Annotated in this window: 17 protein-coding genes and 2 pseudogenes; 14 read left to right on the forward strand and 5 right to left on the reverse strand. The window is 62.0% G+C overall.

Annotated elements, in window-relative coordinates:
* Positions 1–119 precede the first annotated feature (119 nt).
* The 3 genes and pseudogenes from QNJ43_RS04955 (at position 120) to QNJ43_RS04965 (ending at position 3959) form a co-directional block, all read left to right on the forward strand.
* Positions 120–1561, forward strand: a pseudogene (locus QNJ43_RS04955) (AMP nucleosidase).
* A 590-nt stretch (positions 1562–2151) separates the two neighbouring features.
* Entirely contained in the window at positions 2152–2835 is a 684-nt protein-coding gene (locus QNJ43_RS04960) for a cache domain-containing protein (RefSeq protein WP_300467869.1), read from the forward strand.
* Positions 2796–3959 (forward strand): PAS domain S-box protein, encoded by a 1164-nt coding sequence (locus QNJ43_RS04965; RefSeq protein WP_300467871.1) that lies wholly within the window; start codon positions 2796–2798, stop codon positions 3957–3959. The genes QNJ43_RS04960 and QNJ43_RS04965 overlap by 40 nt, the downstream gene beginning before the upstream one ends.
* A gap of 138 nt (positions 3960–4097) precedes the next feature.
* Here QNJ43_RS04965 and mutY read toward each other — a convergent pair whose 3' ends face one another.
* Positions 4098–5186, reverse strand: coding sequence for an A/G-specific adenine glycosylase (gene mutY / locus QNJ43_RS04970; RefSeq protein WP_300467872.1), 1089 nt, complete (start codon positions 5184–5186; stop codon positions 4098–4100).
* Positions 5187–5408: 222 nt separating this feature from the next.
* Here mutY and QNJ43_RS04975 point away from each other — a divergent pair, with 222 nt between their 5' ends.
* From QNJ43_RS04975 to QNJ43_RS05010, 8 genes are all read left to right on the forward strand, one after another.
* Positions 5409–5951 (forward strand): DciA family protein, encoded by a 543-nt coding sequence (locus QNJ43_RS04975; RefSeq protein WP_300467874.1) that lies wholly within the window; start codon positions 5409–5411, stop codon positions 5949–5951.
* 58 nt (positions 5952–6009) lie between these two features.
* Positions 6010–6735 (forward strand): DsbA family protein, encoded by a 726-nt coding sequence (locus QNJ43_RS04980; RefSeq protein ID WP_346432856.1) that lies wholly within the window; start codon positions 6010–6012, stop codon positions 6733–6735.
* Positions 6736–6801: 66 nt separating this feature from the next.
* On the forward strand, positions 6802–10275 hold the full coding sequence (gene smc / locus QNJ43_RS04985) for a chromosome segregation protein SMC (RefSeq protein WP_300467876.1): 3474 nt from the start codon (positions 6802–6804) through the stop codon (positions 10273–10275).
* Positions 10276–10475: 200 nt separating this feature from the next.
* Positions 10476–10871 carry an AtpZ/AtpI family protein gene (locus tag QNJ43_RS04990; RefSeq protein WP_300467968.1) on the forward strand — a complete coding sequence of 132 codons (396 nt, stop codon included), beginning with the start codon at positions 10476–10478 and terminating at the stop codon, positions 10869–10871.
* A 118-nt stretch (positions 10872–10989) separates the two neighbouring features.
* Positions 10990–11739 carry a F0F1 ATP synthase subunit A gene (locus QNJ43_RS04995; RefSeq protein WP_300467878.1) on the forward strand — a complete coding sequence of 250 codons (750 nt, stop codon included), beginning with the start codon at positions 10990–10992 and terminating at the stop codon, positions 11737–11739.
* 76 nt (positions 11740–11815) lie between these two features.
* Positions 11816–12043 carry a F0F1 ATP synthase subunit C gene (locus tag QNJ43_RS05000; RefSeq protein ID WP_300467880.1) on the forward strand — a complete coding sequence of 76 codons (228 nt, stop codon included), beginning with the start codon at positions 11816–11818 and terminating at the stop codon, positions 12041–12043.
* 170 nt (positions 12044–12213) lie between these two features.
* Positions 12214–12801 carry a F0F1 ATP synthase subunit B gene (locus QNJ43_RS05005; RefSeq protein WP_300467882.1) on the forward strand — a complete coding sequence of 196 codons (588 nt, stop codon included), beginning with the start codon at positions 12214–12216 and terminating at the stop codon, positions 12799–12801.
* A 13-nt stretch (positions 12802–12814) separates the two neighbouring features.
* Positions 12815–13294, forward strand: a complete 480-nt coding sequence (locus QNJ43_RS05010) for an ATP F0F1 synthase subunit B (RefSeq protein ID WP_300467884.1) — start codon at positions 12815–12817, stop codon at positions 13292–13294.
* Positions 13295–13452: 158 nt separating this feature from the next.
* Here the strand turns inward: QNJ43_RS05010 and QNJ43_RS05015 are convergent, their stop codons facing one another.
* Together QNJ43_RS05015 and QNJ43_RS05020 are read right to left on the reverse strand one after the other, a co-directional pair.
* Positions 13453–14049 (reverse strand): ribonuclease HII, encoded by a 597-nt coding sequence (locus tag QNJ43_RS05015; protein WP_300467970.1) that lies wholly within the window; start codon positions 14047–14049, stop codon positions 13453–13455.
* A 218-nt stretch (positions 14050–14267) separates the two neighbouring features.
* Positions 14268–15388: pseudogene (locus QNJ43_RS05020) on the reverse strand (PA0069 family radical SAM protein).
* 153 nt (positions 15389–15541) lie between these two features.
* Between QNJ43_RS05020 and QNJ43_RS05025 the strand changes: the two are divergent.
* Positions 15542–16315 carry a glycosyltransferase gene (locus tag QNJ43_RS05025; RefSeq protein ID WP_300467886.1) on the forward strand — a complete coding sequence of 258 codons (774 nt, stop codon included), beginning with the start codon at positions 15542–15544 and terminating at the stop codon, positions 16313–16315.
* Here the strand turns inward: QNJ43_RS05025 and QNJ43_RS05030 are convergent.
* Both QNJ43_RS05030 and QNJ43_RS05035 read right to left on the reverse strand, forming a co-directional pair.
* Positions 16303–16635, reverse strand: coding sequence for a BA14K family protein (locus QNJ43_RS05030; RefSeq protein ID WP_300467888.1), 333 nt, complete (start codon positions 16633–16635; stop codon positions 16303–16305). The genes QNJ43_RS05025 and QNJ43_RS05030 overlap by 13 nt on opposite strands.
* A 498-nt stretch (positions 16636–17133) precedes the next feature.
* The gene (locus QNJ43_RS05035) at positions 17134–18036 is read right to left on the reverse strand and encodes a uracil-DNA glycosylase (RefSeq protein ID WP_300467890.1); all 903 of its coding nucleotides are present in this window, start codon (positions 18034–18036) and stop codon (positions 17134–17136) included.
* Between the two features lie 230 nt (positions 18037–18266).
* On the opposite strand from QNJ43_RS05035, the gene QNJ43_RS05040 reads away from it, so the two are divergent.
* Both QNJ43_RS05040 and QNJ43_RS05045 read left to right on the forward strand, forming a co-directional pair.
* Entirely contained in the window at positions 18267–19955 is a 1689-nt protein-coding gene (locus QNJ43_RS05040; RefSeq protein ID WP_300467892.1) for an electron transfer flavoprotein-ubiquinone oxidoreductase, read from the forward strand.
* Positions 19956–20170: 215 nt separating this feature from the next.
* A complete protein-coding gene (locus QNJ43_RS05045) occupies positions 20171–20527 on the forward strand; it encodes a TM2 domain-containing protein (RefSeq protein ID WP_300467894.1) in 357 nt (118 codons plus the stop codon).
* Positions 20528–20529: the final 2 nt, after the last annotated feature.

Consider the following 20529-nt stretch of genomic DNA (forward strand, 5'->3'; position numbering starts at 1 on the left):
CTGCCGCTATTGTGTCCGACCCCTGCGGGCCAAGATCGACAGCCGGAGTGTTTATTGTGGCCGACCGCTGGACCCAGCCCTCGCAAGTCGTCTCGTCGAAGCCTGAGCAGCCTGCGACGATACCGTTCGAAGCATTCAGCGATGCGCGCGCCGCCATCGAACGCCTGCAGCAGATTTTTGACAGAAACACGGCTTTTCTGCGAGAGCGCTTCGCGCAGCTCTCCGCAGGCGTCGTGCCGCAGGCCAAGGTGCGCGCCTGCTATCCGGAAGTCCGCATGACCACCTCGAGCCACGCGCGGCTCGATCAGCGGATTTCCTACGGTTCTGTGGCCGGTCCCGGTCAACACGGCACCACTATCACGCGACCCGATCTGTTCGCCTCCTATCTGGAGGAGCAGATCGAGCTGTTGATCCGCAATCACGGCGTGCCGGTTGAAGTGGGAGAATCGGAAACCCCGATACCGTTAAATTTCGCCTTTATAGACGGAACCAACGTGAACGGGGCGGAGAGTTACGAGCACGAGAGGCTGCTCGCCGACCTGTTCGACGTGCCGGATCTCGCCATCATGGACGATGGCGATCGCCAACGGTACCTGTGAAGTCCCGCCCGGCGGATGCTATCCCCTGGCGCCGTTCACAGCCCCGCGCATCGATTATTCGCTCCAGCGCCTGCAGCACCACGGCCGCGGAGCATTTCCAGAACTATATGCTCTTTACCGACTACCGGTTCTATATCGACGAGTTCTGCCGGACCGCCCGTGCGCTGCTGAGCGAGGGAACCCACGGTTACGAGAATTTCGTGGAACCCGGCAATCTGATTACCCTGCGCGGTGAAGAGGCGCCTTCATCAAGCGTCGCGCCGGCGCGTCTTCCCCAGATGCCCGCCTATCACCTGACGGCGCCCGGCGGGCGCGGCATCACGATGGGTCAATATCGGCGTGGGGCCGTCGAACCCAAGACGATCACCGACCATATCGCGGTGCTTCGGCCCCATGCCTGGCTGATGCTCGGCCATTGTGCGGGCTTGCGAAACAGCCAGAAGCTCGGCGATTATGTGCTGGCCCACGGCTACGTGCGCGAAGATCATGTGCTCGACGACGACCTGCCGACCTGGGTGCCGATCCCGACTCTGGCGGAAGTGCAGGTCGCGGTGGAGGAGGTGGTCGCAGAAGTCACCGGGCTGGAAGGCTATGAGCTGAAGCGCGTCATGCGAACGGGTACGGTCGCCTCCATCGACAATCGCAACTGGGAACTGCGTGACCACCGCGAGTCGGTGCGCCGGTTTTCGCAGTCGCGGGCCATTGCGCTGGACATGGAATCGGCCACCATCGCCGCCAACGGTTTCCGCTTCCGCGTGCCTTATGGCACGCTTCTCTGCGTCTCCGACAAGCCCCTGCACGGGGAACTGAAGCTGCACGACATGGCGACGGAATTCTACAAGCGCCAGGTCGCCCAGCACCTCGAGATCGGCATCCGGGCGATGGAAAAGCTGCGTTCCGTGCCGAAGGAGCGCCTGCATTCGCGCAAATTGCGCAGCTTTGCGGAAACAGCATTTCAGTAGCGGCGCGACGCGCTCCGCCTTTACCGAAGGTACGAGGCTGTCCCGGCGGATGATTTGTCCGCCTGGATGGCTCATGTCTGTCGTTAAGGAGATAAAATAACTCGATCAGAGAAAAATAATTATATCAAATAATCTATTCTCTATGGGTAACGGTAATGGGATATTAACGCTTGTGGGTAGGTAATTATACGAAACGGATATTAAAAATAACGTACGTTCCGCATTGTAGTTTATACCGAATGGGGAATATAACGGGACGGGATCGGATGTCCGGTCTGCACTCAGGCGAGGTGTTTCGTGAGATCAACGGACAGTCTGCTGAGGAAGACGCTGACCGCGGCTGTCTCCTTTTATATCCTGCCCGCCATTCCGGTCCTTCTGGCGTTGGGCGTCCTGCATTGGGCTAATGCCTATACGGACGCCGCCAATGGGCCGCGTGCCAGACGGCGGCGCTTCGCGTGGCGAGCGACACGCTGTTTGCGCCGGTGCGCGAGGCGGCCAGGGATCTTTCCCTGCTGATCGAGCAGGCGTCCGCCGAGATCGATCTTCCGACCGTGAACACGGTCCTTGCCGAGTAATTCGCGCGCTTCGTGCGCCATTGCCGGATCTACGATCAGATCCGTCTGCTTGATACCTATGGCATGGAACAGGTGCGGGTGAACTACCGCAACGGCCGGGCTGAACTCGTTCCGCCGGATGAATTGCAGAACAAGGGGCACTGCCCGTATTTCAAGAAGGGCATCCACATGGCGCGCGGCGACGTCTACGTCTCGCGCTTCGATCTCAATGTCGAACATAAGAAGATCGAGATGCCTCCGCGTCCGACCCTGCGCCTTGCTCAACCGATTTTCGGTGACGATGGCAGCAGGCACGGTCTTCTCGTGCTCAATCTCAATCAGGAGCAGATCCTCGGTCTCCTTGCCAATCGGGATCGCAACTCCGAACTCGGCTACTGGCTGGTCAACCGGCAAGGCTACTGGTTGTACAGCGACGATCTCACGGCGATCTGGGGCTTCCAGCTCGGCCACGATCGCACGATCAAGGCGGTTGAGGGGCTTGAGGGCATATTGGACAGACCCATCGGCGGACTGGTGGAGACCCCGCAGGGCCAGTTCGCCTTCAATCGCGTCAATCTGAACAGCCACGCGTCCAGTCCCAACGTGATCAGCGACGAGATGCGCAACATCGTCAGCGCGGAGCCCTGCTGGATCTGCTCACGATCGTTCCCCGCGACATGCTCTATTCCAGCTCCCGGGAGCGGTTGCGGGTCATGATTGCCGTGACCGGCATTCTCCTGCTGTTGCTTGTCCCTATGGCGGTCTTGTTGGGGCGCTGGCGGGCGCATGCGGAACGTGAGAGATGGCGCCTGCAGATCTACGCCCAGCTGATCGAACAAAGCGACGAGCTGGTCTATGTGACGACGCCGGACGCGACCATCCTGTTCGCCAATCCCGCGGTCGAACGGCTGACGGGCTATTCGCGCGAGGAGATCGTCGGTAATACGCCGCGCCTGTTCAAGTCGGATCGTCAGCCGGATGCCTTCTACACGGCGTTGTGGCGCAAGGTCCGCGCGCGAAAAACCGTTCGCACCGTCCTGGTCAACCGGCGCAAGGACGGCTCGCTCTTTTACGAGAGCAAGATCATCTCGCCCCTTGTCGACAAGACGGGGAGGGTGACGCATCTGGTTTCCGTCGGCCGCGATATCACCGCCGAACAGAGCCGACAGGAACGCGAGATGCGTCTCGCCGATCAGCTTTCCCACCACTTCAACAATCTGCTCTCTCCGATCATCAATTACGCGGAAATGGCGGCCGATACCGCTGAAGAGAATGCCCAGGCCGACATTCGGGCCGACATCGAGAAGGTGCTGACCGGCGCCAACCGGTTGCGCGACGTGCTGGGGCGGATTTCCGCCATCTCGCTGGATTCCTGTCTGTCGCAAGGTGTGCAGGCGGTGGGGCCGGTGGTGCGCGGCATCGCGAAGATCGAACAGCAGACCCTGCCCGGGAATGTCTCGCTGTCGTTGGAAATGGACGAAGACATGGATGCCGTCGGCGTCGAGTTCGACGATCTGGCTCTGGTCCTGAGTGAAGTGATCGGCAATGGCCGCGATGCGGTGGAAGGCGGAGGTCAAATCTCCATCAAGGTTGTGATGTCGGCCTTCGACGGCGATGTGAATTGCTCAACCTGCGGCGCGGCGCTGAACGGCGAATATGGCGATATCAGCGTGACCGACAGCGGACGTGGTATGTCCGCGTCCGAATTCGCCAACGCCTTCGATCCGTTCTATTCCACCAAGCAATCCTCCAAGCTGGTCGGCGAAACGCTCGGCATCGGCTTGTCGCGGGTCAGAAACCGCGTCCATGCCAATGGCGGCCACATCATCGTCGATACGTAGGAGGGGCGGGGCACGACGTTCCATCTCCTCTGCCCGAGCCGGGAGATTGACAGCAAGGAAGAGAAGGGCGGGGGCGAATAGGTCGTCGTGTGAGCAGGGCCTGGCCGGCCCCTTCCGGATTTCGCGGAAGAGAGCTGTCTAGGCGCCGGACAACCCGGCCGTGACGGCCTTTTTCATCACCGTCGGCAGGGCTTCGCCGTTGAGCGCATCGGCGGGCGACCACCAATGGCCGTCCGGTGCCGGTGTCGTCGACGGTACATCCGCTCGCCAGACCGTCATTTCCAGATGAAAATGCGTGAACGTATGGCGCACCGGCGCCATGAGCCGTCGCCAGTCGAGATCGAGCGGCGCAAGGCTGAGGTCGTCCGTCGCCGCATCCTCCGCCAACACGCTCGTCGGCGGTTCGCTCATGCCGCCCAGCAGTCCCTTCGGCGGGCGGCGACGCAGCAGGACGGCTCTGTCCTCGCGCACCGCCACGAAGGCCATGCCGCGCCGTGTCGGTTTGGCCGCCTTCACCGCCTTGCGCGGAAAGGTCTCCGCCGTGCCGAGTGCCCGCGCCCGGCAGGGTTCTGTCCATGGGCAAAGCGAACAGGCGGGGCGCTTGGGGCTGCACAGCGTTGCCCCCAGATCCATCATGGCCTGCGCGAAGTCGCCCGGTCGATCCTGCGGCGTGACCGCGGCGGTGAGCGCGCGGATTTCCGGTTTTGCCTGGGGCAGGGGCGTTTCCAGCGCGTGAATGCGGCTTATGACCCGCTCCACATTGCCGTCGACCACCGTTGCGGGCCTGTCGAAGGCGATCGCCGCGATCGCCGATGCGGTATAGGGGCCGATTCCGGGAAGCGCCTTCAGGTCGTTCTCCGTATCGGGAAAGAGCCCGCCGTAATCTCGCGCGATGGTGTCGGCACAGGCCTTCAGGTTGCGGGCCCGCGAATAGTAGCCGAGCCCCGCCCAGGCCTTCATGACATCCTCTTCGCCGGCCTCGGCGAGTGCGATGACATCCGGCCACTTTTGCGTGAACGCCTCGTAGTATGCCTTGACGGCGGCAACCGTCGTCTGCTGGAGCATGACCTCGGAAAGCCATACCCGATAAGGATCCGGCTGGACCCCGCGCGCACGCGCCTTGGGCGACACCCGCCACGGCAGGGCGCGGGCATGGCGGTCGTACCAGTCGAGCAGGTTTTGTGCCTGGATGCCGGGAAATGAGGGCTCGGAGAATCGATGGTCCATGGCGGAAAGGGAAGTGCAGGTTAGGCGGGAAGACAAGTCCTTCCGGGGCGGATCCCGTGAGGGCGGGCTGAGGCATCCTTGCCCGATTTGATGGGGACAAGGGGGAAATGTTTGCGTTTTGCCACGCCGTTGCCGTACTCCGCCACCACGGCCCTTGGTCTATAGTGGTGGCGAGCCCGGCCGTACGAAGAAGCGGGCCAGCGCCCCTGCAACAGAGAAAACATGAACGATAACGCCTCCCGGTCCTCCGATTCAGCAGCGAAGTCGTCCCGTGCCAACAGGCGCGGCGTGCGCCCGCTTGCCGATCTGATCGGCGGCGCGCTGGCGCCTGCCTGCCGCAAGCGCGGGTTCGCGACCGCGGATCTGCTAGCCCTGTGGCCGGATATCGTGGGAGAGCGCTACGGTGAGACGACCCAGCCGGAGGCCCTGCACTGGCCGCGTCGGCATGAGGGCGCGGACGAGGCTCCGGAACCCGCCACGCTCGTCGTGCGTTGTGACGGGCCGAGTGCCTTGTTCCTGCAGCACGAACTCCCGCAAGTGATCCAGCGCATCAACATGTTCTTCGGTTGGGCGGCGATCGGGCGTATCAAAATCGTCCAGAAGCCGCTCAAACGCCCAAAACGGTGGGAAATACCCACCTTGCGCGTTTTGAACGAAAGGGAAGAAGCGGAGTTGAAAAGTCGGCTTTCCGGCGTCGAGGAAGCGCCCTTGCGCGCCGCGCTCGACCGGCTCGGCCGTGCTATCATCGCCAAGCGTCGCAAATAGGCTGTGTTTGCCGCATTCATCGTCGGTTCAAATTCACGCGGGCAGGTTCGCCTTGGCCGTGAAAGAACCGGCAACACCACGAGATGCTGCTGTATGCGGTATCATTCGTCTGAAAAAGACACCTGAGTTGAGGAAGAAATCCGTGACCGTGACCCGCAGACAGTTCCTGGAACGCGCCGCCGCCGTCGGAGCCGCCGCAGCGTTCGCCCCGGCCTTTGCAATGCCTGCCCTTGCCGAGAGCTATTCTCCGATGGGGTTGATGAAGCCGGGGCCGCTCCAAGATATGTCGCTGGGCAAGCCGGATGCTCCGGTCAGCGTGATCGAATATGCATCGCTCACTTGCAGTCATTGTGCGCATTTTGAAGAGACTGGCTTTCGGCATCTCAAGAAAGAATACATCGATACAGGTAAGGTATACTACATATTCCGTGAGTTACCTCTCGACAACCTTGCCTTTGCGGCGTCTATGCTGATACGCTGCTCGTCGACGGGTAATTTCTTCGATATCAACAAGCTGTTTTTCGACAAGCAGAGGCAGTGGGCCTTTACGAAGGATCCGCTCGGCAACCTGAAGGCTATGGCCAAACAGATTGGGTTCACCGACAAGACCTTTGAAGAGTGCTTGAAGAATCAGGAAATCCTTGATGGTGTGAGCGCGTCGAGGGAACGGGCGAACAAGGAATTCGGGGTGAATGCGACGCCCACCTTTTTCATTAACGGCGAGAAGTACCCCGGGGCGCTGACGGTTGAACAACTGGACAAGATCATCAAACCGCTTCTGTAACGCCTTGGCCGGCCGGCCCGCTTGCACGCGCGTGCTTATCTGCGCGTGTATCGAAGGGGGGCGGCCATGAAGTTCACGAAACTGCGGCTGCTCGGCTTCAAGTCTTTCGTGGAACCGATGGAGTTCGTGATCGAGGAGGGGCTGACGGGTGTCGTTGGCCCCAACGGTTGCGGCAAGTCGAACCTCGTCGAAGCCCTTCGCTGGGTGATGGGCGAGAACTCCTACAAGAACATGCGCGCGTCCTGCATGGACGACGTGATCTTTTCCGGCAGCCTGAACCGCCCGGCCCGCAACACGGCCGAGGTGACGCTTTTCCTGGATAATTCCGCACGCACCGCGCCGCAGGGCTTCAACGATGCGGACTTGCTGGAGGTCAGCCGTCGCATCGAACGCGAGGCCGGGTCCGTCTATCGCATCAACGCCAAGGATGTGCGCGCCCGCGACGTGCAGCTCCTTTTTGCCGACGCCTCCACCGGCGCGCGTTCCAATGCGCTCGTTGGGCAGGGCCGCATCGGCGAACTGATTGCGGCCAAACCGACGCAACGACGTAAGATCCTGGAAGAGGCGGCCGGTATCTCCGGCCTGCATTCGCGTCGCCACGAGGCGGAACTGCGCCTGCGCGCGGCGGAACAGAACCTGGATCGCCTCGAAGACGTTCTGGTTCAGATCGACGGCCAGCTCGAAGGATTGAAGCGCCAGGCCCGCCAGGCTTCGCGCTATCGCAATCTGTCGGGCGAGATCTGCAAGGCCGAAGCAACCATTCTGTACCTGCGCTGGCTTGAGGCGCGCGAGGCCTTGAGTGCGGCGGAAACGGAACTGTCCGCCGTCCTGTCCCGGGTGAACGAAGCCGCGACCGCGCAAGGGGCGGCCGCGCGCGAACAGGCGATCGCCGCCCACAAGGTGCCGGACCTGCGCGATGCGGCCGCGAAAGCTGGCGCGACGCTGCAACGGCTGGTCATCGCGCGCAACGAACTCGATGCGGAAGACCGCCGTGTGCGCGAGCGCCTGCACGATCTGATGCAACGCCGCGAACAGCTTGCCCAGGATATCGAGCGCGAAGAGCGCATGGGGTCGGAGAACGTCGAACTCGTCGCCGCCCTCGATGAAGAGGAACGCGCGCTCAACGCGGAAGACGACACGATCGTCGAACGCACGCAGGAAGTCGCCGAACGCGTGGCCGTCGTAGAGGAGAAGCTGCAGGCGAGCGAGGCCGCCCTGTCGCAAAAGACAGAGGAAAACGCCCAGTTCATCGCCCGGAGCGCACAGGCGGAATGCAATCTGCGCGACGTGCGTCAGCGTCTTGACCGCTTCAAGGCCCAGACTGGTGAAATGGCCCGCGATCTGGCGGCCATTCGCGACGAGATTTCCTCCAAGAGCGATGCCGATACCCACCGTATCGCGCTGGAAGAGGCGGAAGCCGCGTTGGAAGAGGCTGGCCTGCGCGTTGAGGCCGCCGAAAGCGCCACCGCCACCGTGCGTGCGGCGGAAGCGGCGGCGCGCGAAACTATGGCGGAAGCCGAGAGACGGCTGGGGGAGGACGAGGCGGAGGCCCGTGCTCTCTCAAGCCTGCTCAACACCGCCAGCGAAGGCGACTGGGAGCCGGTCATCGATGCGGTGGAGGTCCCTCCGGGATACGAGGCGGCGCTCGGTGCTGCCTTCGGTGAGGATCTTGATGCTCCGCTCGATACGGGAGGTGAGGAGCGTGCGCCCGTACGTTGGGCCGAGACGTCGCCCGATGAGGCCGACCCGGCCCTGCTGCCTGCGGGCGTGGAGCCTCTTGCCGCGCAGGTCCACGCGCCAGCCGCTCTCGCCCGACGTCTTGCACAGATCGGTCTGGTCGAACCGGACGAGGCGCAGAAATATCTCCCTCTCCTGAAGCCCGGCCAGCGGCTTGTGTCGCGGGGCGGCGATCTGTGGCGCTGGGACGGTTATATCGCGACCGCCGAGGCCCCGACCGCCGCAGCTCAGCGTCTTGCCCAACGCAACCGGCTGGCGGAACTGGAAGTCCGCATCGAAGATCTGGCGGGTGAGGCGGAGGCCCGCCAGGCCGATCTGGAACGTTGTCATGCGTCGGTGGCCGCCGCGGTCGACGGCGAACAGGCCGCTCGAAATGGCGCGCGCGAGGCGCAACGGCGTCTCGATCAGGTTCGCACCGCTCTGACCGAAGCCGAACGCGCGCTTTCCGCGCTCAACGTCCGTCGTGCTTCGCTGGAAGAGGCGGAGCAGCGTCTGGCCGCGGATATGGAAGAAGCATCTGCGGCGCTTGCGGAGGCTGAGGAAATCTCGGCAGAGCTCACCGATTCCTCGGCACTGGAGGCCGAGATCGCGCGCCTTCGCAATGAAGTTGCGGGCGATCGGGCGGCGCTGGCGGAAGTTCGTGCCACCGCCAGCGGTCTTGAGCGCGAGAACGACATGCGTCGGCGCCGTCTGGAAGGCATCGAGCGCGAACGCCGGTCCTGGCGGGAACGTGCCGCCAATGCGGAACGTCAGCTCACCGTTTTGTGCGAGCGCCAGCAGGAGGCTGCCGCCGAGATCGAGGATCTGACCGAGCGGCTCGACGACATCGAGGAAAAACGCCGTGCGCTGATCAGCGAGATCGCGCGCGCCGAGGAAGCCCGCAGTCAGGCCGATGACGCGCTGGTTGAGGCGGGACGCGCCCTGGGCGATGCCGACCGCAGTGCGCGCGATGCGCTCGAAGCCTTGTCGAGCGTGCGCGAAGGAAAGGTGCGAGCGGAAGAACGGGTCGAATCGGCCCGCGCACGCACCGCCGACGTCGCCGAACGGATCGATGAGGCGCTGGAAGTCTCTCCCGAAGAAGTGCCGGGCGTCGCGGAGCTGCGCGAAGGGGCGCCGTTGCCCGATGTGCGGGCCACCGAGACTCGTCTTGAGCGGCTGAAGATGGAGCGCGAACGTCTCGGCGGGGTGAACCTGCGTGCGGAGGAGGAGGTCCATGAAATCTTCACCCAGCGCGATTCGCTGGTTTTCGAGCGCGACGACCTCATCGAGGCAATCCGACGTCTGCGCACCGGCATTTCCAACCTCAACTGTGAGGCCCGCGAACGCCTTCTGACCTCCTTTGAGGTGGTCAATGACCACTTCCAGCGACTTTTTACCCATCTTTTCGGCGGCAGCACCGCGGAATTGCAGTTCATAGAATCGGATGATCCGCTGGAGGCGGGGCTGGAGATCGTGGCCCGTCCGCCGGGCAAGAAACCGCAGACCATGACCCTTCTCTCCGGTGGAGAACAGGCGCTGACCGCCATGGCGCTGATCTTTGCGGTGTTCCTCACGAACCCCGCTCCCATCTGCGTGCTCGACGAGGTGGACGCCCCGCTCGACGACGCAAATGTCGAGCGTTACTGCGATCTTCTGGAGGAAATGGCGCGTCTGACGCAGACCCGTTTCGTCGTGATTACCCACAATCCGATCACCATGTCGCGGATGAATCGTCTCTTCGGCGTGACGATGGCCGAGCGCGGCGTTTCCCAGCTCGTGTCCGTCGATCTTGCAATGGCCGAGCGTTTTCTCCAGGCGGTCTGATCGCGCCCTGCCGTAGCGGGGTACGCATACGAAAGTCGGAGAGCGTGTCGAGTAGTGCCACTTCGGCGTGTAAAATTCATAAGAAACAGGTACTTAACATATACGTAAGCCTTCTTGACAGGCATGGGGGTGCCGACTATGGTGCGCGCGGCTTTTCGGGGGGCGACCCGAATTTCCCGTATCCGGAGGTGCAACGTGCGATGGCCGATAAGAAAAGGCCCAAGGATGGAGCACAGCCGGAAAACGCCGGCAAAACGCCGGACGCGCATCCCGATGACGGCCTGACCGAACGTCTGGCTCGGTTGGATCGCTCGCTGAGCGAGCGCAGTGAACGCGAAGAAGCGGAAAAGAGGCGCGCCTCCCGCTCTGACGGCTCGTCGGGCTATGCCCAGGCGATGAAGCTGTCGAGCGAGTTTATCGCGGGCATTGCGGTCGGAGCGGTTATGGGTTGGCTGTTCGATCAGTGGCTGGATACGAAGCCCTGGGGACTTATCGTCTTCCTGCTGCTGGGATTTGCGGCCGGTGTGTTGAATGTGCTGCGTTCTGCGGGTTTGATCGCAGATCCGGCAGAAAAAACGGAACATGACGACCGCTGACAGGTCGTTGTGCGACAGGACGAAACGAAGGTCGGACCATTTGCAAGTTGGTTTCGGCGTGAAGTTTTGATAGGGCGCTGGTAAATCAGCGCATGAACAGATTCGAGGGGCCGACCCGGTGTCGAACGATCCGATCCACCAGTTTCACATCGTAAATCTGTTCCCCGTTGAGATTGGCGGCGTCGATTTCTCCTTCACCAATTCGTCGCTGTTCATGGTCGCCACCGTTGCGGTGACGACGGTGTTCCTGATGATGGCGACCAGCGGTCGCGGTCTGGTCCCGGGGCGTTGGCAGTCGGTGGCGGAGATGTGCTACGAGTTCGTGGCCAACATGCTCCGAAGTTCCACTGGAACGGACGGTATGAGATTCTTCCCGTTCGTGTTCTCGATTTTCATGTTCGTCCTGATCGGCAACCTTTTCGGTATGTTCCCCTACTTCTTCACGATCACCAGCCACATCATCGTGACGTTCGCTCTCGCGATGATCGTGATTATGACGGTGGTCATCTACGGCGTGATGCGCAACGGCCTGCGTTTCCTGAACGTGTTCGTTCCGGCAGACGTTCCGCCGCTGTTGCTCATTCTCGTAACGCCGATCGAGATCATTTCGTTCCTTTCGCGCCCGGTCAGCCTTTCGGTTCGTCTTTTCGCCAACATGCTGGCGGGCCACATCACGCTGAAGGTTTTCGCCGGTTTCGTCGTCAGCCTCGGCTCTCTCGGCCCTCTCGGGGTTGCCGGCGCGGTTCTGCCGCTTGCCATGGCAATTGCCCTGACGGCGCTTGAGCTACTCGTAGCCTTCTTGCAGGCCTATGTGTTCGCGGTGCTGACCTGCATGTACCTGAACGAAGCTCTGCATCCGAGCCACTAGGACCGGGTGCCGGGAAGACCCATCACGACCCTTAACTGATCCAAAAGATCGCGGATTCCACTCAAGGAGCACTATCATGGAAGCTGAAGCCGCTAAGTACATCGGTGCCGGTATCGCCTGTCTCGGCATGGGCGCCGCCGCCGTCGCCCTGGGCAACATCTTCGGCAGCTACCTCGCCGGCGCCCTGCGCAACCCCTCTGCTGCTGACGGCCAGTTCGGCCGCCTCGTCTTTGGCTTCGCTGTGACGGAAGCGCTGGGCATCTTCTCGCTGCTCATTGCCCTGCTGCTGCTCTACGCGGTCTGATCCTCAGGTCAGCCGCCGGCGGTCTTTACGCCGGTATCGAAGAGATCCGTGCCCTCATGGCGCGGAATGATGCAGTGCTCCGGTACGGCGGCGCGTGGTCGTGCTTGAGGCCACCCGTCAGGTTGGCCCGTCGCGCACCGACGTAACGTACGTGGCATCTGGAGGCGCCTTTGGCTCAGGCTCAAGAGACCCATATGAACGAGACTTCCGTCGTGCATGTTGAGACGACGGCGCACACCGAGGTGCCGCACGACGGTGGACACGCCGAGGGCGGCTTCCCGCCGTTCAACGGTGCGACATTCCCGTCACAGATTCTGTGGCTGGCAATCACCTTCGGCCTTTTCTATTACATGATGTCGAAGATGGTGCTGCCGCGCATCGGTGGCATTCTGGAAGACCGGCGCGACCGGATCGCTAGCGACATTGCCGAGGCCGGACGGCTGAAGCAGGAAACGGAAGCCGCGATTGCGGCCTACGAGCAGGCGCTCGCCGAGGCCCGGCGAAAGGCCAGCGGCATCGCCCAGGCCACCCGTGATAAGCTGGCCACGGAGACCGAGGCCAAGCGCGCCGCGGTCGAAAAGGACCTGAACGCGAAGCTTGACGAAGCCGAAAAGCGGGTCGCCGGTGTCAAGGACGCGGCTCTGGCCGACGTCAGAGAGATCGCGGGCGAGACGACGAATGCGCTGGTCGAGTCGCTGCTTGGCAAGGCCCCGACGAAAAACGAGACGTCGAAGGCCGTTTCGGCGGCAATGAGCTGAGGACACCTGAATCATGGATGCAACATTCTGGGCCCTGATCGCTCTCATCATTTTCGTTGCCGTCGTGGTCTGGGCCAAGGTTCCGGGCAAGATCGCGTCTTCGCTCGATGACCGCGCCGAGGGCATTCGCAAGGAGCTGGATGAAGCGCGCAAGCTGCGCGAGGAAGTACAGGCGCTCCTCGCCGACTATCAGCGCAGGCATTGCGAGGCCGAGGAAGAGGTGGAATCGATCGTCGCCGAGGCCAAGCGCGAAGCGGAGCTTCTGACGGCGGAGACGGAAGCCGCTCTCAACGGTCTGATCGAACGGCGCACCAAACTTGCCGAGATCAAGATTGCGATGGTCGAAACCCAGGCGATGGACGAGGTCAGGGCAAAGGCCGCCGACGTCGCTATCGCGGCTGCGGAAACGATTCTTCAAAAGAAGGTCACCGGCAAGGTCGCTGAAGGTCTGCTCGCCGACAGCATCAAGGAAGTCGGTAGCCGGATCAACTGATCCGCTTGGAAAGACCCTTCGCTAGAAAGGGCATGAGATGTCTTGAAGCCGCGGGCCCTTAAGCCGGCGGCTTTTTTCTTGCCAAAGCCCCGTTGGCTCACGTCCACAGCGCGGCGAGTTTCCGTCTGAGCGTATGAAGGGCGGGCGTGAGGCGGGGCTCAGTCGGTCGCGAGCAGGGTTCTAATCGGTGCGAAGGAGCGCCGGTGGTGCGGGCAGGGACCGAGACGCTTCAGCGCGTCCTGGTGCTGCGCCGTGCCATATCCCTTGTGAGCGGCAAAACCGTATCCGGGATATTCCTCCGCCAGCCGGACCATCAGACGATCCCGCGTGACCTTGGCAACGATGGAGGCCGCCGCGATCGAGAGCGATGCAGCATCGCCTCCGATGAGGGCCTCGCCGGGGCACGGGAGGCCGTCTGGAACATCCCGTCCGTCGATCAGAGCTGCTGCCGGTTTGTCTGCGAGTCCGCAAAGGGCGGTCCGCATCGCCCACAAGGTGGCCGCGCGGATATTCATCGCATCGATGCGCGCCGGTGAAGCCATGGTGATGCAGACATCGGCGCCGGTCAGGATCTGATCGTAGAGAGCTTCCCGCCGCGCTTCTGTGAGCTTCTTTGAATCGTTTAGCCCATCGGGAATGAAGCCGCGATGCAGAATGACGGCGGAAACAACCACAGGCCCCGCCCACGGCCCACGTCCAGCCTCGTCGACCCCCGCGATTGGGCCCGTCAAAGGTTTTCGCAAGCCTGCGCTCATGGACGAGAGAGGGGCTATACGCTTCTTCTTGCGGGTGGGTTTCGAGGATGTCGATGTGCGTGCCATGGCCCGACTGTAATCTCACGCCCGCACACGGCAAGCCAGCCGTCCACTTACCCCCTTGCAGCTTAAGGCCGGAGCCTCGCTTTTCGACCTTTGAGCCAGCAATGACGAGGCTATAGTAAGGAATAACCCGATACCATCTGCGGGCCAGACACTCAGAACAGACTGAGCTGCACCGCACACTTCAGGGGCGGCACGAAGAGATCCGTGCGCAGGCGCTTCTTCCGGTGATTGAAACCCAGACGCTTTGCGGCAAGCTCGAAACGCCGCCCGAGCTGCCAGGCATAGGGGCCTTCGCCGCTCATGCGCTTGCCCCAGTGTGAATCGTAACCCTTGCCGCCGCGCATCGCCTGCAACACCGATATCACCCGCCGATACCGGTCGGGGTAGTTGCGCAGCAGCCAGTCGCGAAACAGCGGGCTCACTTCCATCGGCAGCCTCAACAGGACGTAGCCCGCCTCGCGCGCGCCTTGCGCATGGGCGGCATCCAGAATGCGCTCGATCTCCTGATCGTTCAGCGCCGGAATGATCGGGGCCAGCATCACCGAGGTTCGGAATGCCCGCCTCGGACAGGGCCGCAATCGGCTCTAGCCGCCGCGAGGGCGTGGCGGCGCGCGGCTCCATCGCACGAGAGAGTCTGCGGTCGAGGCTCGTGATCGACAGGGCGACCTTCGCCAGCCCGTCCTTCGCCATGTCCGACAGGACATCGATATCGCGTATGACGGGCGCGGACTTGGTGACGATGCCGACGGGATGCCGGGCCCGCTGCAGAACCTCCCGCACCTCCCGCACGATCCGCATCTGCCGCTCGATCGGCTGATAGGGGTTGGTGTTGGTGCCGATCGCGATCGTCTTGGCTTTGTAGTTCGGAGCGGAGAGCTCACGCGCCAGCAATTCGGCCGCATTCGGCTTGGCAAACAGCTTGGTTTCGAAACCGAGGCCCGGCGACATGCCCATACAGGCGTGCGTCGGCCTGGTGAAACAGTAGATGCAGCCGTGCTCGCATCCCCGGTAGGGATTGATGGAGCGGTCGAAGGCGATATCGGGGGAGATCGTAGCGCGTCATGATCCGGCGAGCCGCTTCGGCGTGAATCTCCGTCTTCAGCGGCGAGAGCTCCTCGGCGCGGCCCCACCCGTCATCCGCGACCTCGCGCGCTTCCGTCTCGTATCGCTCCGCCATGTTGAGAGCCGCGCCACGCCTCCGCCGCCGGTCGGCCTCGATGCGCATGCGGGCACTCTCGCCATCGCCTGGGGGCGGCTGTAATCCGGCCGACATTTCGGTGGGAAACGACATTTCGGTGGGAAAGCTGCCGTCCCCTTTCATGCCGGCAGGATAGGTTGGAAATGATAACAAAGCAAGAGAAATTAGTCGAATGACCGCACCGACACCTCTCGCAAAACCGGGAGAAAGAGTGCTATGAAAGATGACATGTTTTCAGTTGTCATACCCACGCACAACAACGAAGCGACGCTGGTGGAAACCCTGGCGGCGCTCGTGCCAGCTACGGCGGAAGGGGTCGTGCGGGAGGTCATCGTTGCCGACGCCGGATCCAGCGATCTGACCGAGGAAATCGCCGATGCCGCAGGGTGCCGATGGGTGCGCGAGACCGGGGCCTACGGTGCGCGCCTTGCCGCCGGGGTGCAGGCTGCCAGCCGGGGAGAGTGGCTGCTCTTTCTGGAGCCGGACACGGTGCTCGATCCGGACTGGTTCTGGGAGGTGTCGAAATTCGTGGAGCGGGCCGAGTGGCTCGGACGCGGCGATACGCAGGCCGCGTGCTTTCGCGCCGCCGGTGACGAGCTTGGCCTGAAGGCGCGGCTCGGCGAGGGTATGGCCTGGATCTGCGCGCGCATTCTCGGCATTGGCCGGGAGCAGCAAGGGCTTCTGTTGTCACGGCGCTTCTATGCTAAGCTCGGCGGCCACAAGACGACCTCCGTCCTTGCCCATGCCGATCTCGTGCGCCGCATAGGGCGTCGGCGGATGACGCACCTACCCGTGTGTGCAGTGCGCCGCACGGTGCCGGATGCCGACGGGCTCTTTCTGGCATCGCCTGTGCATGGTGCTGTTTCTCCTACGGTTCCCCGGCGTGGTGATCGGCCGTCTGGCCGGGCCGTCGATGCGTTGAGCGCAATCGAAAGCGGCCGGAAGGGCGTGCCCCCGCCGGCCGCCGCAAATCCTGAAATGATTATTCCCTACCGGCTGTAAGGGCTCCGGCAACGGTGGTAGCGCCCGTCATAGCCGAGGAAGCGGTTCGTACGCGGATTGTAGGACCGGTAGCGCCGCAGGCACCAATCCACATGCGTTCGACGGCCGCGGTAATAGGGCCATGGGCGGCGGCGGCAACGCGGCGGCGGGCCCCATTGCGCCAATTGGAATGAGCCGTCTTCTCCCAGTGTGACGGGGGAATCGACAGGCATCAGATCCGCGACACTGAGCTTGGCTTCCGTCGGTGCGGATGTCGGCTCCGGTGTGGCGGCGCTCGCGGATGCCGCGCCAAGGACCATTGCCAGTATGGTTGCCGGCACCGTCACACGTCGCAATACTCCCATTTTCATCGTCATCTCCGTTTCCTGTGTCGGATGCGAAGGGCGGAGATCGTCCTTGCGCAGTGATGCCGGGCCTCGAACTCTCCTCTCCAAGGGCAGCGAGGTTGGGTACGAAATGCGATCTGCAGAATGTGCGAAGCCGCCTTGAGCCGCCGCAAGGCTGCCCGGGAACCGCATCTTTCCGCACGTCCTATCCGTGGCGTGCGAGGCCGATGCGACCCTCTCATTCTAGGCGGTATTGAAACCGTTGACTGTAGTTGACATCACATTGTGCGCATTTGGTGGAGAAACACTCGGACATTTTACGACTCATGCGCAATAACTAAAATTGACAAATTGACGCAACGGCGTCAAAGGAAATGCGGAGAATCGACCGTAATCGTATATCGAATTCAAATGATTTCCGAATGTTTCTCGTTAAAAAGAGAGTACATTCTGAGGTTGCAGACGATTGAGATCGTCGTTTCCCGACGGGGGTCATTCTCGCCCGTCCAGCGCCGCCTTGATCTTCAGGAAGTCCCGCCAGGCGAGGCGCTTCTGAATGGGCGTTCTGAGCAAATAGGCCGGGTGCAACGTCGCGATCGCCTTGATCTGGCGCGTGCCGGTATCATAGTTCAGCCACTTTCCGCGAAGGCGCAGGACCCCGTCGCTCACCCCCACCAGAAGCTTGGCCGACGCGCCCCCGAGAAAGACGAGCACGTCCGGATCCACCAGTTCGATCTGGCGGCGGATGAAGGGCTTGCAGATCTCCGCTTCCTGTGGCGTCGGCGTGCGGTTTCCCGGCGGGCGCCAGGGAACGACATTGGCGATATAGACCTGTTCGCGGTCGAGTCCGACGGCCGTCAGCATGAGGTCGAGCAGCTTGCCCGACCGCCCGACGAACGGCACGCCCTGCGCATCCTCTTTCCGCCCCGGCGCTTCGCCCACGAACATCAGTCGGGAGGCAGGTGAGCCACCGGAAAAGACCAGGTTCTTTGCGGTGAGGCGCAGGTTGCACCCTTCGAACCCGGCGAGGTTCTGTCGCAGCTCGTCCAGCGTCGCCGCTTGCGAAGCCTTTTCGCGCGCCGCCATGACGGCTTCGTCGCCGGGTATCGTCGCACCCGATCCCGATCCGGGATACGGGGCTGCGTGGGCGGATTGGCGCGGAGCCTGTGCGCGGCCTTGTGCGGGTGAAGTCGCGCCGCCCTGTGGGGGCGGGGCCATGTTCGCGCGCGGGGTCAGCGCCGGTCGTGCCTGAGCGCGCGTTTTCGCCCTTGCCGCGGCCTTAGCCGATTCTACGAAGCGGTCGACCGGCTCATCCACGAGCGCGCAGTCGACTCCGGATGCGACATAAAAGTCGAGAAGCGCTTCCAGATCGGCGAGGTTCGGATGGGCGGTCATTCTCTTTTCATGACGCAGGGCCGGGGCAAAGGCAAGGCTGTCGCTGCGGCAGCTCGATCCTATTGTAAACTGGTCTTGGAAACAGCTTTGCGCTCACGGAAAAACCGGCCCTGTTACCGCGACTGCGGAGTTCTGACGAGCGCATTGCAGCCTAAACGAAGCTCATTTAAACAAGAGCGGAAAGATCAACAGAGGAAATCCGGCGCACGACCGGATCGGAGGTTACAGACATGGCCGAAGCCGAAGCTCAGCCTGAGCGCGAGAGCATGGAATTTGATGTGGTGATCGTGGGGGCCGGTCCTGCCGGACTGTCGGCTGCGATTCGCCTCAAACAGCTTTCCATGGAAGCGGGCGACGAGCTGTCGGTGGTCGTGCTGGAAAAGGGCTCGGAAGTCGGCGCTCACACCCTCTCCGGTGCTGTCGTTGACCCGATCGCGGTCGACCGGCTCCTGCCGGACTGGCGCGAGGACGAGACCTCTCCGTTCAAAACGCCGGTGACCAAGGACAAGTTCATCGTCATGGGGCCCGCGGGCGCGCTGCGCCTGCCCAATTTCATGATGCCACCGCTGATGAACAATCACGGCTCCTACATCGTCTCCCTGGGCAATGTCTGCCGCTGGCTAGCCGCCAAGGCGGAGGAGCTGGGCGTCGAGATCTATCCCGGCTTTGCCGCCGCCGAGGTTCTCTACGATGACGAGGATGACGAGAACCGCGTAATCGGCGTTGCGACCGGCGACATGGGCGTTACCCGCTCCGGCGAGCCCGGTCCCAACTACATGCGCGGCATGGCGCTTCTGGGCAAATACGTCTTCTTCAGCGAAGGTGTGCGCGGCTCTCTCGCCAAGGAGCTGATCGCCAAATACGAGCTCGACAAGGATTGCGATCCGGCCAAGTTCGGCATCGGTCTGAAGGAGCTTTGGCAGGTTGCCCCGGAAAAGCACCAGCCGGGCCTCGTGCAGCACTCTTTCGGCTGGCCGCTCGATTCCAAGATTGGCGGCGGCTCCTTCCTCTACCACCTGGAAGACAATCAGGTGGCGGTGGGCTTCGTCCTCCACCTCAACTACAAGAACCCCTATCTCTCGCCCTTCGACGAGTTCCAGCGCTTCAAGATGCACCCTGCGATTCGCGAGACCTTCGAGGGCGGCAAGCGGATCTCCTACGGCGCGCGGGCGATCTCGGAAGGCGGATGGCAGTCGGTTCCAAAGGTGGCGTTCCCCGGTGGCGTGCTGCTGGGCTGCTCGGCTGGTTTCCTGAATGTGCCGCGCGTCAAGGGCACGCACAACGCCATGCTCTCCGGCATGCTGGCCGCCGAAAAAGCGTTTGCCGCACTGAAGGCGGGCCGCGCGAACGACGAGTTGATCGAGTTCGAGAACGAATGGCGCGACAGTGACATCGGCAAGGACCTGAAGAAGGTCAGGAACGTCAAGCCGCTGTGGTCGAAGCTTGGCACCTGGATCGGCATCGGGCTCGGCGGGCTCGACATGTGGACGAACACGCTCTTCGGCTTCTCCTTCTTCGGCACGCTCAGCCACGGCAAGCCGGACTACAAGACCCTGAAGCCCGCAGCCGAATGCAAACCGATAGACTATCCCAAGCCCGATGGCATCGTCAGCTTCGACAAGCTGTCCTCGGTGTTCCTGTCCAACACCAACCATGAGGAGGATCAGCCGATCCACCTCGAGGTGAAGGATCCGGAGCTTCAGAAGACGTCGGAGCACGATATCTACGCCGGTCCGTCGAACCGTTACTGCCCGGCCGGGGTCTACGAGTGGATCGAGGAAGGCGAGGGCGCGCCCATCTTCCAGATCAACTCGCAGAACTGCGTCCACTGCAAGACCTGCGATATCAAGGACCCGAACCAGAACATCACCTGGACAGTGCCGGAAGGCGGTAGCGGACCGAACTACCCGAATATGTAATGAAGCTTTCGCTTTATTTACCCAAACGTCGCTATGCGCGATGCTTGCAAGACCGCAGACCCCGCCGAATTTCGGCGGGGTTTTTTGTGTCGTGACCGCTTTATTCGCGCAGAAAATCTAGGATGCAAAAATGTATTGATGGAAGTTCCGATTTATTGAATAATATTACGTAGAGTAAATTAATAGATGTTCATTTTGAATTCCCCGATTACGGGGTGAATATTTATCTTGAAAACAAGTTTTTAGATATATCTGATGTCTGTACTGAAGGTATCAGTGATGACGCTCGCGCTCTTATGCTCTATAACAGCAATTCGAAATCCATGGGCATAGCATATGTTCTTTGGCTGTTTCTCGACGGATTGGGTGGGCACCGATTCTATAACGGCAATACCGGCTCGGCCGTCGCTCAGTTGCTTATGACCATCTTCGGATGGTTGCTGCTGATGGTGGCCGGAGTGGGGATGTTCTTGCTGATCTCGGTGGGAATTTGGGTTTTGGTAGACGCCTTCCTCATTACCGGTTGGATTCGCTCACACAACAACGCACTGGTATTCCAATTGGGAGCCTAGAA

The sequence above is a fragment of the Breoghania sp. genome, from assembly GCF_030066895.1.
Taxonomy (GTDB): Bacteria; Pseudomonadota; Alphaproteobacteria; order Rhizobiales; family Stappiaceae; genus Breoghania.

Excerpts from the sequence above, each read along its gene's own strand:
- QNJ43_RS04965 (WP_300467871.1), top strand. The coding sequence starts at position 2,796 with ATGCTCTATTCCAGCTCCCGGGAGCGGTTGCGGGTCATGATTGCCGTG.
- QNJ43_RS05040 (WP_300467892.1), top strand. The coding sequence starts at position 18,267 with ATGGCCGAAGCCGAAGCTCAGCCTGAGCGCGAGAGCATGGAATTTGAT.
- QNJ43_RS05025 (WP_300467886.1), top strand. The coding sequence starts at position 15,542 with ATGTTTTCAGTTGTCATACCCACGCACAACAACGAAGCGACGCTGGTG.
- QNJ43_RS05000 (WP_300467880.1), top strand. The coding sequence starts at position 11,816 with ATGGAAGCTGAAGCCGCTAAGTACATCGGTGCCGGTATCGCCTGTCTC.
- QNJ43_RS05010 (WP_300467884.1), top strand. The coding sequence starts at position 12,815 with ATGGATGCAACATTCTGGGCCCTGATCGCTCTCATCATTTTCGTTGCC.
- QNJ43_RS05015 (WP_300467970.1), bottom strand. The coding sequence starts at position 14,049 with ATGAGCGCAGGCTTGCGAAAACCTTTGACGGGCCCAATCGCGGGGGTC.
- smc (WP_300467876.1), top strand. The coding sequence starts at position 6,802 with ATGAAGTTCACGAAACTGCGGCTGCTCGGCTTCAAGTCTTTCGTGGAA.
- QNJ43_RS05035 (WP_300467890.1), bottom strand. The coding sequence starts at position 18,036 with ATGACCGCCCATCCGAACCTCGCCGATCTGGAAGCGCTTCTCGACTTT.
- QNJ43_RS04990 (WP_300467968.1), top strand. The coding sequence starts at position 10,476 with ATGGCCGATAAGAAAAGGCCCAAGGATGGAGCACAGCCGGAAAACGCC.
- mutY (WP_300467872.1), bottom strand. The coding sequence starts at position 5,186 with ATGGACCATCGATTCTCCGAGCCCTCATTTCCCGGCATCCAGGCACAA.
- QNJ43_RS04975 (WP_300467874.1), top strand. The coding sequence starts at position 5,409 with ATGAACGATAACGCCTCCCGGTCCTCCGATTCAGCAGCGAAGTCGTCC.